This window comes from Pontixanthobacter aquaemixtae (genome assembly GCF_009827395.1).
Taxonomy (GTDB): Bacteria; Pseudomonadota; Alphaproteobacteria; order Sphingomonadales; family Sphingomonadaceae; genus Pontixanthobacter; species Pontixanthobacter aquaemixtae.
Map to the genome: position 1 here is coordinate 1,810,340 of NZ_WTYX01000001.1, position 13,737 is coordinate 1,824,076.

At 57.4% G+C, this 13,737-nt stretch carries 9 protein-coding genes; 5 read left to right on the forward strand and 4 right to left on the reverse strand.

From position 1 onward, the window contains the following. Positions 1-14 precede the first annotated feature (14 nt). From GRI41_RS08570 to GRI41_RS08580, 3 genes are all read right to left on the reverse strand, one after another. Complete coding sequence (locus GRI41_RS08570) at positions 15-1,070, reverse strand: LacI family DNA-binding transcriptional regulator (RefSeq protein WP_160604458.1); 1,056 nt, start codon at positions 1,068-1,070, stop codon at positions 15-17. A gap of 4 nt (positions 1,071-1,074) precedes the next feature. Further along, complete coding sequence (locus GRI41_RS08575) at positions 1,075-2,058, reverse strand: glycoside hydrolase family 16 protein (protein WP_235901104.1); 984 nt, start codon at positions 2,056-2,058, stop codon at positions 1,075-1,077. A gap of 156 nt (positions 2,059-2,214) precedes the next feature. Then, positions 2,215-5,535, reverse strand: a complete 3,321-nt coding sequence (locus GRI41_RS08580; protein ID WP_235901105.1) for a TonB-dependent receptor — start codon at positions 5,533-5,535, stop codon at positions 2,215-2,217. 369 nt (positions 5,536-5,904) lie between these two features. On the opposite strand from GRI41_RS08580, the gene GRI41_RS08585 reads away from it, so the two are divergent. Further along, positions 5,905-7,419 (forward strand): tryptophan halogenase family protein, encoded by a 1,515-nt coding sequence (locus tag GRI41_RS08585; protein ID WP_160604459.1) that lies wholly within the window; start codon positions 5,905-5,907, stop codon positions 7,417-7,419. 45 nt (positions 7,420-7,464) lie between these two features. Here the strand turns inward: GRI41_RS08585 and GRI41_RS08590 are convergent, their stop codons facing one another. Next, complete coding sequence (locus GRI41_RS08590) at positions 7,465-8,172, reverse strand: GntR family transcriptional regulator (RefSeq protein ID WP_160604460.1); 708 nt, start codon at positions 8,170-8,172, stop codon at positions 7,465-7,467. 98 nt (positions 8,173-8,270) lie between these two features. Here GRI41_RS08590 and hutI point away from each other — a divergent pair, with 98 nt between their 5' ends. From hutI to hutG, 4 genes are read left to right on the forward strand one after another with little or no spacing between them, the layout of a single operon-like run. Then, positions 8,271-9,467 (forward strand): imidazolonepropionase, encoded by a 1,197-nt coding sequence (hutI, locus tag GRI41_RS08595; RefSeq protein WP_160604461.1) that lies wholly within the window; start codon positions 8,271-8,273, stop codon positions 9,465-9,467. Then, the gene (hutH, locus tag GRI41_RS08600) at positions 9,461-11,005 is read left to right on the forward strand and encodes a histidine ammonia-lyase (RefSeq protein ID WP_160604462.1); all 1,545 of its coding nucleotides are present in this window, start codon (positions 9,461-9,463) and stop codon (positions 11,003-11,005) included. Before hutI ends, hutH begins: the two co-directional genes overlap by 7 nt. After that, the gene (gene hutU, locus GRI41_RS08605) at positions 10,998-12,674 is read left to right on the forward strand and encodes a urocanate hydratase (protein ID WP_160604463.1); all 1,677 of its coding nucleotides are present in this window, start codon (positions 10,998-11,000) and stop codon (positions 12,672-12,674) included. Before hutH ends, hutU begins: the two co-directional genes overlap by 8 nt. 9 nt (positions 12,675-12,683) lie before the next feature. After that, on the forward strand, positions 12,684-13,619 hold the full coding sequence (hutG, locus tag GRI41_RS08610; RefSeq protein ID WP_160604464.1) for a formimidoylglutamase: 936 nt from the start codon (positions 12,684-12,686) through the stop codon (positions 13,617-13,619). Positions 13,620-13,737 lie beyond the last annotated feature (118 nt).

The window sequence follows — 13,737 nt, forward strand, 5'->3', positions numbered from 1 at the left end:
TTTGGCTGCTGGGGCTATGCGCTTGGCGGGGGCGCTGTCGATGCCCGGTCGACAAATCCCGCCGGGACATTGATCAGCCCCTCTGGCACAGCATTGCCGTTCTTGGCCGAGATTATCAGCTCGACCGCTTGCGATGTCGTTTCAGCGACAGGCTGATCGACAGCGGAGAGCGGCGGGTCGGCCAAAGCCGCAATGGGGGTATTATCGAAGCTGATGATCGAGAGATCATCCGGCACTGTAAGGCCGAGCCCCTTTGCAACCTGCAGGCACGCCATTGCCATATGATCATTGCTCGCAACAATTGCGGTAGGCCGATCCTGTAATCCAAGCAGCTTTTCCGTTGCCGCGAGACCCGATTCAAAACTGAAATCACCGGCCGCCAGCAATCCATCTGTCGGCAAGCCGGCATCCTGCATTGCTCTTTCCCAGCCCGACTGCCGCCAACCACTCAGGACATACTCGCCCGGCCCACTAATAAACCCGATTCTCTTGTGCCCCAGTTCGATCAAATGGCGCGTCGAATCCTCGCCCGCCTTTTCATCACCCATTGTCAGCGCAATTCCCGCATTGGATCCCGCCGAACCAATCCGCGCAAAGGGGATATTGTGCTTTTCCAGCAAGTTGACGATCAACATATTGTCCGAGTGCGGCGGCGTTAGAATCACACCATCGGGCTGCAAGGCAGTGATCGCCGCGGTCAGTTCCCGCTCGACATGATCGTTATGGGTATCGACGAGTTCAAACATCATCCGATAGCCAAATTCGGCGCATTTTAGCATACCGCCCAGCAACATCTGATCGACCCAGTCGCTTCCCTGCCGGGCGCGCCATTCGGCAATCGTCCGTTCGCGGTCATTCAGTGCAAGGATGAGATAGGATCGCGAGCCGCTCATCCGCTGTGCGGCAAGCGAGGGAACATAGCCTAGCTTGTCGATAGACGCCTGAACCCGCTCCTGCATTTGAGGGCGGACATTGGGTTCCTTGTTGATCACACGGCTGACAGTTTGCAGGGACACCCCCGCATCAGCCGCCACATGTTTAATCGTTACTGCCTGACGAATACGCGCCATTGCGTCATTTGGCTCCCTCAACCGGACAGGCCTTACCCGTAGCAGTGTCAGCCTCGCATTGCCAAACCCGAACCCAATCAATTTCCATTTCTTTGGGGAAGCCTGCCGGGGAGACTCCGCCCAACCCGCGTTCTTCGGGCAATTTACCACCCACTGCGAAATTAAGGATCAAGTGGAAGGGCTTGTCAAACGGAGCATTCACACCTGACGATCCGCTGCTGGACCATTCTTCGGCACTGCGCTCCGCATAGATTTTTCCGTCAACGAGCCAGGTAAACTTCCCTTCGCTCCAGACAACTGCATAGGTATGAAAATCATCGAGCGAGCCCGGTTGCGCAATTTCGGTGCTCGCAAATTTGTTATCCGGCCAAAGCCCGCCAAAATGCAAAGTGCCCAGAATTGTGTTCTCTTTGCCGCCGGCGCATTCGGCGCAGGGCACGCCGAGATTTACCGCTTCGAGAATGTCGATCTCGCCCGACGCAGCCCAGGTGCCATAGGCATTTTCTTCCGGAAGCATCCAGATCGCGGGCCAGGTGCCCTGCCCTTGGGGAAGTTTCGCGCGCACTTCGATCCAACCATATTTCCACGCAGCCTTGCCTTTGGTCACCATACGCGCGGAAGAATAGGGCTTGGTCGCTTCGGCATTTTGCCGCTGTTCACTGCTGCGCATATGCGGGGGAAATGCTGGACCGGTGGATTCTTCACGGCGCGCGGTGATTACCAGCTTTCCATCGTGGATCGATGCGTTGGCTGGACTATCGGTATAACATTGGCGTTCGTCATTGCCGCCACCCCAACAATCAATATCATAACCCCATTTGTCCGGATCGATCCCTGCCCCTTCAAATTCATCAGACCAGACCAAAGCCCAGCCATCAGCCGGCTTCGGCTTGTATTCAACCGAACCGACCGAGCCCTTATTGATGATACCGTTTTCCTTGATGATGGCATTGTCATCGCCGCTTACTCCACCAGTACAGGCAGCCAAGGCGAACGTTCCCCCAATTAGAGCGGCACGGCGGACAATTTGCATCATTGTGGATTCCCTAGTGATCTTGGGTCTGTCTGACAAAACGCAAAAGAAAAGCGGGTCCTTGCCATTCGACAAGAACCCGCTGTTTCCTAACGCAAAGTCTTGGCTGCTTTAGAAGTCGAAGCGAGCCAGGAATGTGAAGCGGCGGTCATTGCGGAACGCCGATCGGGTCACACGATTGCCTTGGAAGTCGAAAACTTGCGTCGTCTCGGTAACCGTGTCGAGCAAGTTCACGCCCTGCACGCCCAATTTCACCTGGTCGGTCAAGCTGAAGAAGATCGACGCGTCCAACTGCCCCGAAGCCTCCTGCCAGATGGGAGAGAACGGGAAGATATCATCCCGCGCGGTGATCAGGAAATCCGACCGCCAGTTATAGGCAGCACGAGCCGATACAGGCCCTTTCTCGTAGAAGACCGTCGCGTTGACGGTATGCTCGGAAATTCCCGCCAATGGCTGCGAGCCAGCGAACAGGCTGCCATTTCCGGCGAGATCGGAGTTGAAGAAGGATCCGCCATCAACATAGGTATATGTGAATTGCGAACCAAGTCCGCTCAATAGCCCCGGCAAGAAGTCGTAAGTTTGCTGGTAGGCAACTTCAAAGCCTTTCAGCGTTCCGCCATTGGCGTTGACCGGGCCGTTGACTTCAACATCGATCGCAGCGCCGGTGCTGTCTACGAAATTGACAACGTCCACACCGCTATTCACGATCCCTTCAATATCTTTGAGGAACAACGAAGCCGTTAGCGAGCCCACATCATCAAAGTACCATTCAGCGGAAAGGTCATAATTCCAGGATTCAACCGGCCTGATATTGCGGTTACCGGTTCCGAGCTGGAACAGCGGCCCGGTTTCAAGCGTACCTTCTTGCCTCAGGTCGTTTGTATTGTCACCGATTTGTCCGCCCGAAGTGAAAAGCTGCAGATCGGGACGGGATATCCCTTTGGATACCGCCGCTCGGAACAACAAACCGCCACCAACATCTAGTTTTGCGTTGAAGCTGGGAAGCCAGTGGTCGAATTCGATTTCCCGGTCATCGATCAGGAAGTCACCCGTATGACCGGCAGCAAAGTCAGCCTTGCGTGCTGCGGACAGACTACAATAGCCGGGCAATGTCTGTCCGGGTGGCGTCAGGCCGCAAGCATTGTCAATCTCTGCGACCTGCACTGTTCCATCTCCGTTGCCGCCCCTGCCGGGATCGTCAAAGAAGAACGGGCTCGGGAAACCGATCAGGCCGCCTGTGCGCACTTTCGTGCGAACGTAACGGACACCGAAATTGCCTTCCAGAGTCATGCCATTGTCGAAATCACTGCCGAAATCGATGCGGCCGTAAGCTGCCTTGGTGACCTCGCCGACGTCCGAAATTTCGGACGGGCAGAACGGATCACATGCGACAACGGTCCCGTCGATCTGAGTGAACGAACGGCCCTGTACGCCAAAGAACGGGTTTGGCGTTTGAGAGAACACATTGATCTCTCTCGCCTGACGGGCTGACTCGCCCGACAGATATTCGCCCAGGAAGTCATCTGCGCCAAAGAACCATGCCGCGCCGCCTTCGATCGGTGTCGGGGCATTGCCGCGTTGGAACCTGTCGCCAAACGGGTTGCGGTAATTTGAATAGCCGGGGAACTCATCGACAAAGGCACCACCAGCAATCGCGAATTCTTGACCAGGCAGGCCGGTGAAGAAGCGACCGGGCTGGAACCCGCCAGTGGCGGCGCAACCCGGACCTGCATTCCATGGGGCACAGCCCGCGCGGCCGGCCCATGGCGCTGACAAGTTGCCCCAAGTGCTAAAGTTGGTGTTTCGGGTCGTGCGCTCGCGGTCCGACCAGCGAGCGCCGAAACGTGCGCTTTTGAAAAACCCGTCATCGCTGATGTCATACTCGGCATCGAAGCGCAGGCTCTCAAGCTCGCCATCATTTTCTTCAATGCTGTCGAGCAGGAACCAGTAATAGGTGTAGAATCCGCTGGAGAAATAATCCGCTGGGGCGCCTTGCGGCGCAAGGAACTGGATCTGCGGCGTATCGCCAGTCGCATCAATCGCCACGTCAGCCCATGTGTTCATGGTCCCGATTACTGAGTCGCGAGTTAGATCGGATTTGATCGTCTGATATTCGAGATTAACCCGCAGTCGGTCAGTGACCTGATAGTCAATGTCGAACGAGAAATCTTCGGTCGTGGCATCGGTCCCGCGCTGGAACCGGAGCGATTCCATCGGAATACCGCCCCAACCAAACGGGTTGGCATAAGCATCGCCGACACGCTGGGTTAGAATGCCGCTTTGGAAAACACCATTGCTGTCAAACTGCCAACTTTCACCGGGCCGCGGCGTCGGGAAAAGAGCGTCATCGTTCACAAGAGCAAGAATTGCATTCTCGTCTGTGAAGAATTGCGTTTCTGCGCGCAGCCACTCGAACGTAAACAGAAAATCGCGGTTCGGGCTCTCATATTGAAGAACCGCCGACATCGCTTCACGATCGCGCGTCAACTCGGTCGTGCGGACACCTGCACCTTTAGGCGCAACCACCGTACCCGCAGGCGGGAAATTCGAAGCATCGAATGCCGGCGCCCCGCCGAAACCGCCGGAACCAACCGATTGTACACGGATGCAAGGTGCATCGAGCATGCTGGCACGATAACAAGGGTCGGTCAGCTGCGATGCATCGGTACGGCTGACAAGTTCAGAATTCGCATAACCCAACTGAAAACCGATGGAGCCTCCGTCGCCTTCATAGGTAGTCGAACCAAGGATCGAGAAACCAGGCGACCACTCCTCAGCCAGATCACCAACATTGCCTTCGATTGTGCCGGCGATGCGCGTGCCCGGATTATCCAGCGGCTTGCGCGTGACAAGATTCACCGTGCCAGCGATTCCACCCTCGACCATGTCGGATGTGACGTTCTTGAAGACCTCAACCCGGCCCAGAAGCTCGGGAGACACATCGTTGAAACTCAGCACCCGGCCGCCGGTCGCCGAAAAGATATCTCGGCCGTTCAATTCAGACCGTACGAATGGCAAGCCGCGAACGATCACCCCGGTCCCCTCGACCGAGAAGCGGTCGGGATCGGTGGTCTTTTCAAAGCGACCGATATTCACGCCCGGGACACGCTGCAATGCCTCCGCAACCGAGCGGTCTGGAAGCGCGCCGATGTCCTCAGCAGAGATAACGTCAACGAACGTATCTGCATTCTGCTTGATGTCCTGCGCCGTATCCAGAGCAGCCTTAAAGCCGCTGACGACGATCACGTCCTCGTCTTCGGTCGTATCGACTTCAGTTTCAGAAGAGTCCGGAGCGCCGGCATCCTGCGCCCATGCCGGAGTCACCATTGCCATGCAGAGCGCGAGGCTCGATGCGGTACCCAAAGCCTTCATGCGGCCCGAGACACCCCACACGGTCAGACGCCGATCATCAAAACGGTTTTCTTCAGACAAATTAGCCTCCCAAATGGTCGAGTCTGCTTAAAATATGCTCGACTTCACCCCTCACTAGTTCAAATTGTGAGCGTTCACAATAGCAAAAATGAACGTTCACAATTTTCGTCTTTGGTGCTAGCCTAAGGGCATTATCGGCAGTCAGAAAGGATGGCTACCACAAGCGGAACTGGACGTTAGATATTGTGGGGAAAGACTTTTCTCGCATATTCATTCGTCAATCGCGAAGGGACGAAAGTAAGAGAGCAGTTCACATTCGTAGCGTTTCGAATAATCAACATTCGGGGTTTGCCCGAGAACGTTGCAAGAAAGACACAATGACCGGGATTGGCGGAAAAACCGCCTCTCGAGAAACAGGGTGACAATCCAATGGCTATCAGCAAGATCGTGATTGTAGGTGGTGGGACAGCGGGCTGGATGACCGCCGCCGCACTGTCAAAGCTCAAATCGGGCCATAATGTCGAGATCACCCTGATCGAATCCGAACAGATCGGGACGGTCGGCGTTGGCGAAGCGACAATTCCGCCTTTCGTCGATTTCAACCAATTGCTCGAGATCGACGAGCGTGAGATGCTGGCGGCCGTGCAAGGCACTTTCAAGCTTGGCATCCAATTCGCCAATTGGGGGAAGATCGGGGAAAGCTACCTCCATCCGTTCGGCAATTATGGCTACGAGATCGATGGCTTGTCGTTTCACAGTATCTGGCACAGCTGCCAGCAGAGAGGTGACAAACGGCCTATCCAGGTTTTCAATATAGAGACCATGGCCGCTCATTTCGGCAAGTTCGCCCGCACCGCCGATTATCAGCGCGAAGATCTTCCGCCGATGAACTATGCCTATCACATTGACGCCACGCGCTATGCCGGATTCTTGCGCGCCTATGCCGAAGCGCGCGGCGTGGTCAGGCGCGAAGGCCGGGTGGCAGACGTCACGCTCAACAATGAAAGCGGTTTCGTCGAAACGGTGACGATGAATGATGGAGAGACTGTCGCCGGTGACCTGTTCGTCGACTGCTCCGGCTTCCGGGGCCTGCTGATCGAGCAGGCTCTTGAAACCGGCTATGATGACTGGACACGTTTCCTGCCGTGCGATCGTGCCGTGGCACTGCCATGCAACCGAGACGATGGCAGCCCGCCGCATCCCTACACCAAGGCCACAGCCCATTCCGCCGGTTGGCAGTGGCGGGTTCCGCTGCAGCATCGCAATGGCAACGGCCATGTCTATTGCAGCCAGTTTATGGAAGACGACGAGGCGCATGATATTCTTGTTGCAAACCTTGCCGGCAAGCCGACTGCTGAGCCGAATTTCCTCCGCTTTGTTACCGGTCGCCGCAAGAAATTCTGGAACAAGAATGTCGTCGCTTTGGGCCTTGCCGCCGGCTTTATGGAACCTCTCGAATCGACATCGATCCACCTGATCAACACCGGGATCAACAAACTGATCGCGCTTTTGTCGCTAGACGGTGTAACGCAGGCGCAAGAAGATGCCTTCAACCGGTTCACGACCAAAGAGTACGAGCGGATACGCGACTTTCTGGTCCTCCACTATAATGCGACCTCGCGCGATGACAGCGAGTTCTGGAATTATTGCCGGACGATGGAAGTGCCCGATAGTCTGACCGAAAAGGTCGAATTGTTCCGGCTCAACGGCCAGATATTCCGCGAAGAAGACGAGCTTTTCACGGAGACTAGCTGGGCTGCGGTTATGATGGGCCAGGGAATACAGATGGAGGGCCACAGTGTGATGGCCGATGCGTTGCCGTTCGAAAAAACCATACAAGAACTCGACGAAATCGAGAAATCGGTTCGCTTCCTCGTCGGCAAGATCCCAACTCATGAAGCCTATTTGAAAAATTACTGCCCCGCCGATCCCCTGGCAAATTGACATTTGCGCGGAGAGACAAATTTCACCGCTGGCAAATATGGCCGTTTATTCCGGGTCGGGGATATCGATCCAATTCGTCTGCGTAATGATCGAAAAACCAGCTGCCGGATGGCTCATTCTGACGAGCGTGACCTGCTGCTTATCAAGCCGCGTTTGCCTTTCGATCACAAACACCGGGCTATGCTGGGCAATTTGCAGATGGCGCGATTGTTTTGCATCGGCGGCTTCGGCTTTCAAAGTGGTGCATACCGATGAATAGGGCACTTTCTGCAGCAACCATTCATTGGGGCTGATCTCGCTAAAGTCCTGCACCTCTGCCTCGGGTACAACGGCCAGATTTATCAACCTGTCTTCAAGCTGGTACGGGCGCCCGTCCGACAAATGCAGGCAGCAAATGTGAAGCAACGGTGCGCCTGCAAAATAGCCGGACCTGTCGAGCGGCCTGCCCCCCTTGCGCGCAGACAATAACGAATAACCATACTCCGCGCCGCTATCGGTCACTTCGCGCCGGACAACGGGAATTGTCAGCGTAGAGGAATGCGCGTTGCGAGCGGCGACTTTGGTACCCGCTTTTCGTTTCCGTTCGAGCAACCCTTGGTCGACCAGCTGCTCCATTGCGCGGCGGACAGTGCCGCGAGCAACTCCGAATTCTTCAGCCAATTGTTCTTCATGTGGAAGGCTGCTGCCCGCCGGCCAGACCTGTTGCGATATACGCTGCAACATCTCGGTTCTGATCTTTTCGTATGCGTGCATCCTTTGCCTCACATTGGGCTGCCTTGGTGATTGACAACCTCTATTATGTATAGACATATTATGCATTCGCTCAACACCGCAAGAGGTCGAGATTCGCAATGGCCGAAAGCTATGTTCTGACAAATGCCCGACTGGCCCCGGTTGAGCACGAGGCTGGTTATTCAATGCCGGGAGCGATCGTGGTGGACAGCGGCATGATCGCCTTTGCCGGGCCAGACGACGAAACTCCCCAGCAGTATCAGGGCGCGCCCCGCCGATCGCTTGGCGGTCGCGTGGTCACGCCCGGCCTGATCGATTGCCACACGCATCTCGTCTATCACGGGTCGCGTGCGCGCGAGTTTGAAATGCGCCTGACCGGGGCAACTTACGAAGAAATCATGCGCGCCGGCGGCGGGATATTTTCCACGGTCGAGGCTACACGCGCCGCGTCGAACGAAGCTCTGCTATCGGGCGCATTGTCGCGTGTTGATCGGATGATCGGCGAAGGTGTGACCACGATCGAGATCAAATCGGGATATGGGCTGGATGTCGAAACCGAATTGCGGATGCTGCGAACCGCGCGCGCGATTGAGACTCACCGCCCGGTTCGAATCCGCACGACGTTTTTGGGGGCCCATGCGTTTCCCAAACAGATGAGCGCGGATGAGTATCTGACCCAAATCTGCCTGCCCGCGCTGGATGCTGCGGCGGATGAGGGGCTGGTCGATGCTGTCGACGGCTTTTGCGAAAACATCGCCTTTTCCGCCGCGCAGATCGAGCGGGTCTTCGAACACGCGGCAAAGCGCGGTCTGCCGGTCAAGCTCCATGCCGAGCAATTATCCGATCAGGGCGGGGCGAAATTGGCAGCGCGTTTTCAAGGGCTCTCCGCCGATCATCTGGAGTTTCTTAGCGATGAAGGTGTGTCCGCAATGGCTGAGGCGGGAACCGTCGCGGTTCTTTTGCCCGGTGCCTTTTATATGCTGAAAGAAACGCGCAAACCGCCAGTTGAAAGACTGCGTGCTGCAGGCGTACCAATGGCGCTCGCCACCGATTGCAATCCCGGCTCTTCGCCCATGACGTCGATACTTCTAGCCATGAATATGGGGGCAACCTTGTTTGGCCTGTCACCGCAGGAATGTCTGGAAGGTGTAACCTCAAACGCAGCCAAAGCGTTGGGATTGCCCGATGCCGGCCAGATCAAAGCCGGGATGCGGGCCGACCTCGCGATCTGGGATGTCGATGATCCGGCCGAGCTGACTTACCGCATCGGCGACGCCCCGCTCCACGAACGCATTTTCGGAGGCGTAGCATGCTGACTTTGTCCCCTGGCTCGGTCAGTCTGAACGACCTGGAACGCATCTGGCGCGAAGAGCTGTCCGTTTCGCTAGACGGCGCGGCGAAACCCCGCATTGCCGCATCGGCCGAACAAGTCGGAAGGGCCGCCGCCGGATCGGAAGCGGTATATGGCGTCAATACCGGTTTCGGAAAACTCGCTTCGATCCGGATCGCGCCAGAGGACACGGCAACGCTTCAACGGAATTTGATCCTGTCGCATTGTTCCGGCGTCGGGCCAGACACGCCGCGCCCTATCAAGCGCCTGATGATGGTGCTGAAGCTGATTTCGCTTGGCCGCGGCGCGTCGGGGATCAGGCTGGAAACGGTGGAACTGCTTGAGGCAATGCTCAAGCACAATGTCCATCCGATCATTCCTGCGCAAGGATCGGTCGGCGCCTCGGGCGATCTTGCGCCGCTTGCCCACATGGCGGCGGTGCTGATGGGCGAAGGACAAGCCGAATGGCAGGGCCAGACCATGCCGGGCAAAGACGCATTGGCCAAGGCCGGTCTGTCGCCGGTGACTTTGGGCCCCAAAGAAGGTCTCGCGCTGATAAACGGCACGCAGTTTTCGACTGCCTATGCGCTGGCCGGATTGTTCAGCGGCTGGCACGCGGCGCATATCTCTTTGCTCTCCTCTTCCATGTCGATCGACGCCGCAATGGCATCGACCGCGCCGCTGATTGAAGAGATCCACACTTTGCGCGGCCACCCCGGCCAAATCAAAGCCGCCGCGACCATGCGCGCGCTGCTTGAAGGTAGCGAAATTCGCGAGGCTCACCGCGATGATGATCCGCGCGTGCAAGACCCCTATTGCATGCGCTGCCAGCCGCAAGTCGTCGGCGCGGCAATGGATATGTTGGCGCATGCCGCTGTCACGTTGCAGCGCGAAGCCAATGCAGTGACGGACAATCCGTTGGTCCTGACATCGGAAAACCGCATTGTCTCAGGCGGCAATTTCCACGCAGAACCCGTTTCATTCGCGGCGGATATGATTGCCATAGCGCTCGCCGAAATCGGGGCGATTGCGCAGCGCCGTATAGCCCTGCTGGTGGACCCTACACTCAGCTTTGATCTCCCGCCCTTTTTGGCAGCCGACCCGGGGCTCAATTCCGGGCTGATGATCGCCGAGGTCACAAGCGCGGCTTTGATGAGCGAGAACAAGCATCTGGCCAATCCGTGCTCGACCGATTCAACCCCGACCAGCGCCAATCAGGAAGACCATGTCAGCATGGCAGCGCATGGCGCGCGCCGTCTGGAGGTGATGGCCGCTAATCTGTTCCGTATATTGGGCATCGAAATCTTCAGCGCCGCGGAAGGAATCCGGTTCCGCGCGCCGCTAAAGACCAGCCCCGCCCTGTCCGCAGTGGCTGATCGTTTTCACAAGCATGTACCACCGCTGACGCAGGATCGCTTCCTGAGCGCGGACCTTGAAGCCGCCGCTGAGCTGTCCACTGGCCCCGCCTTGCTGGAAACGGCAGCAATACCATTCCCAGAGATCGAGGAATTGCTCCATGACTGATCGCACGCATAACAGCCGTGCCGTGTTCCCCCCGACCGGCAGCGAGCTCAATACCAAAAGCTGGCTGACCGAAGCGCCGCTGCGCATGCTGATGAACAATCTGCACCCGGACGTTGCGGAAAATCCGGACGAGCTGGTTGTCTATGGCGGAATTGGCCGGGCGGCGCGCAACTGGGCTGCATTTGACGCGATTGTAGAGAGTTTGAAAACACTGGAAGAGGATCAAACGCTTCTTGTCCAGTCGGGCAAGCCTGTGGGCGTTTTCAGGACGCATAGCGACGCACCGCGCGTGCTGATCGCCAATTCGAACCTGGTGCCGCATTGGGCGAATTGGGATCACTTCAACGAGCTCGATAAAAAGGGCTTGGCAATGTACGGCCAGATGACGGCTGGATCGTGGATCTATATCGGCACGCAGGGGATCGTTCAGGGCACCTACGAGACTTTTGTCGAGGCAGGCCGCCAACATTATGGCGGCAATCTGCGCGGCAAATGGATTTTGACCGCAGGGCTTGGCGGAATGGGCGGTGCGCAGCCGCTGGCGGCAGTCATGGCGGGCGCGTGCTGCCTCGCGATCGAATGCGACGAAACCCGCGCGGATTTCCGGCTCCGCACCCGATATGTCGATGAGAAAACACGCGATCTGGATGAAGCATTGGCGATGATCGATCGCTGGACAAAGGCGGGTGAAGCCAAGTCAGTCGCCTTGATCGGCAATGCCGCGGAAATCGTGCCCGAATTGCTCAAACGCGGCGTCAGGCCCGACATTCTCACCGATCAGACCAGCGCGCATGATCCGGTGCACGGCTATCTTCCGATTGGCTGGAGCGTGGCCGAATGGCGCGCAAAACAGGAAAGCGATCCCAAGGCGGTCGAAAAGGCTGCGAGAGCTGCGATGAAAACGCATGTCCGCGCGATGGTGGACTATCACAATGCCGGCGTTCCGACCGTCGATTACGGCAACAATATCCGGCAAGTCGCGCTGGATGAGGGGCTTGAAGATGCGTTTGCCTTCCCGGGATTTGTGCCCGCCTATATCCGCCCGCTTTTTTGCCGCGGAATTGGCCCGTTTCGCTGGTGCGCGTTGTCGGGCGACCCGGAAGATATCTACAAAACCGACGCCAAGGTGAAAGAGATTATCGCCGATGACCCGCACCTGCATAATTGGCTGGATATGGCCCGCGAGCGGATCAGTTTTCAGGGTCTGCCGGCGCGGATTTGCTGGGTCGGTCTGGGCCAGCGTCACAAACTCGGTCTCGCGTTTAACGAAATGGTTCGTAACGGCGAATTGAGCGCGCCGGTGGTTATCGGCCGCGATCATCTGGACAGCGGATCGGTCGCATCACCAAACCGCGAAACAGAGGCAATGAAGGACGGTAGCGACGCAGTTTCCGACTGGCCTCTGCTCAACGCGCTGCTCAACACCGCAAGCGGCGCGACATGGGTCAGCCTGCACCATGGCGGCGGCGTCGGCATGGGATTTTCGCAGCACAGCGGGATGGTCATTTGCTGCGACGGCACAGAGGATGCCGACCGGCGCATTGCCAATGTTTTGTGGAATGATCCAGCAACCGGTGTGATGCGCCATGCCGATGCGGGATATGAAGACGCCCTTGCCTGCGCGCGCGATCACGGGCTCGATTTGCCCGGAATTGCGGGGATGCGATAGAGCCGCGAAATGGCTGTTGAGTTCATTCCTGCTGCGCCTTGGAATGGCCGCTCCGACCCCGAAGACGGGGCCGATGCCGTTCGCTTGCACCACCTGATCGCTGACGATGCAAGCCGCGCGGTGTTGGGCTTTGCGAGCGAAGCCGGTGTCATCCGCAACAAGGGACGAAAAGGCGCAGCTGCCGGCCCGGCATCACTACGAAATGCGCTGGCGAATATGGCCGCGCCAAGCGGTGCAGAGCCCTTCAGCGACCTTGGCAATATCGTCATCACCGACGATGATCTGGAAGAGGGCCAGGCTGCACTGAGCGCCCGCATATCCGACGCTTTGGAGAGACATGACCGGCTGGTTGTTTTGGGCGGCGGGCACGAGACTGCATTTGGCAGCTATTGCGGAATTGCCGCGCAGTTTGTCAGCAAAAGAATCGGGATCATCAATCTCGATGCGCATCTCGACCTGCGCCTTGTCGGTGACAACGGGCCATCATCCGGAACGCCCTTCGCGCAAATTCGCGCGCTGCGCCCTGAGCATTTCGATTATCTATGTTTGGGCGTCGCGGAAGAATCGAACACCCAAGCTTTGATGAATCGCGCGCAAGAATGGGGCGTGGCAATGGTCAGCGATCACGCGCTGATTGCAGACAAACACGCTGCCGACGGCGCAATTCGTGAGATCATCTCGCGGTCCGAGATCGTCTATCTAACCATCGATATTGATGTTCTGCCGCACTATCAGGCGCCCGGCGTCAGCGCGCCCGCAGCCCGAGGGGTCGATCTCTCAACAATCGAACATCTGGTTGATCATGTCTTGGTAACTTGCCGGGAGTTGGACTGCCCTTGCCCTCTGGCGGATATCGTCGAACTATCGCCCCCGCATGATCCACAAAATGTCACCGCCAAGAGCGCCGCATTATTGGCGCGGCGGTTACTGTTCGCGGATCTCTAAAGACGCTGCGCAACTATTTCAGCAGCGCCAATTCGACATAGTCTGACGCCCTATTGAATGTATAGCTCACCCGCCGGGCCGGAATTCGTCTTGGTTAATCCCTTGCCAGCACACGCGA

Excerpts from the sequence above, each read along its gene's own strand:
- GRI41_RS08570 (WP_160604458.1), bottom strand. The coding sequence starts at position 1,070 with ATGGCGCGTATTCGTCAGGCAGTAACGATTAAACATGTGGCGGCTGAT.
- GRI41_RS08585 (WP_160604459.1), top strand. The coding sequence starts at position 5,905 with ATGGCTATCAGCAAGATCGTGATTGTAGGTGGTGGGACAGCGGGCTGG.
- GRI41_RS08590 (WP_160604460.1), bottom strand. The coding sequence starts at position 8,172 with ATGCACGCATACGAAAAGATCAGAACCGAGATGTTGCAGCGTATATCG.
- hutI (WP_160604461.1), top strand. The coding sequence starts at position 8,271 with ATGGCCGAAAGCTATGTTCTGACAAATGCCCGACTGGCCCCGGTTGAG.
- hutH (WP_160604462.1), top strand. The coding sequence starts at position 9,461 with ATGCTGACTTTGTCCCCTGGCTCGGTCAGTCTGAACGACCTGGAACGC.
- hutU (WP_160604463.1), top strand. The coding sequence starts at position 10,998 with ATGACTGATCGCACGCATAACAGCCGTGCCGTGTTCCCCCCGACCGGC.
- hutG (WP_160604464.1), top strand. The coding sequence starts at position 12,684 with ATGGCTGTTGAGTTCATTCCTGCTGCGCCTTGGAATGGCCGCTCCGAC.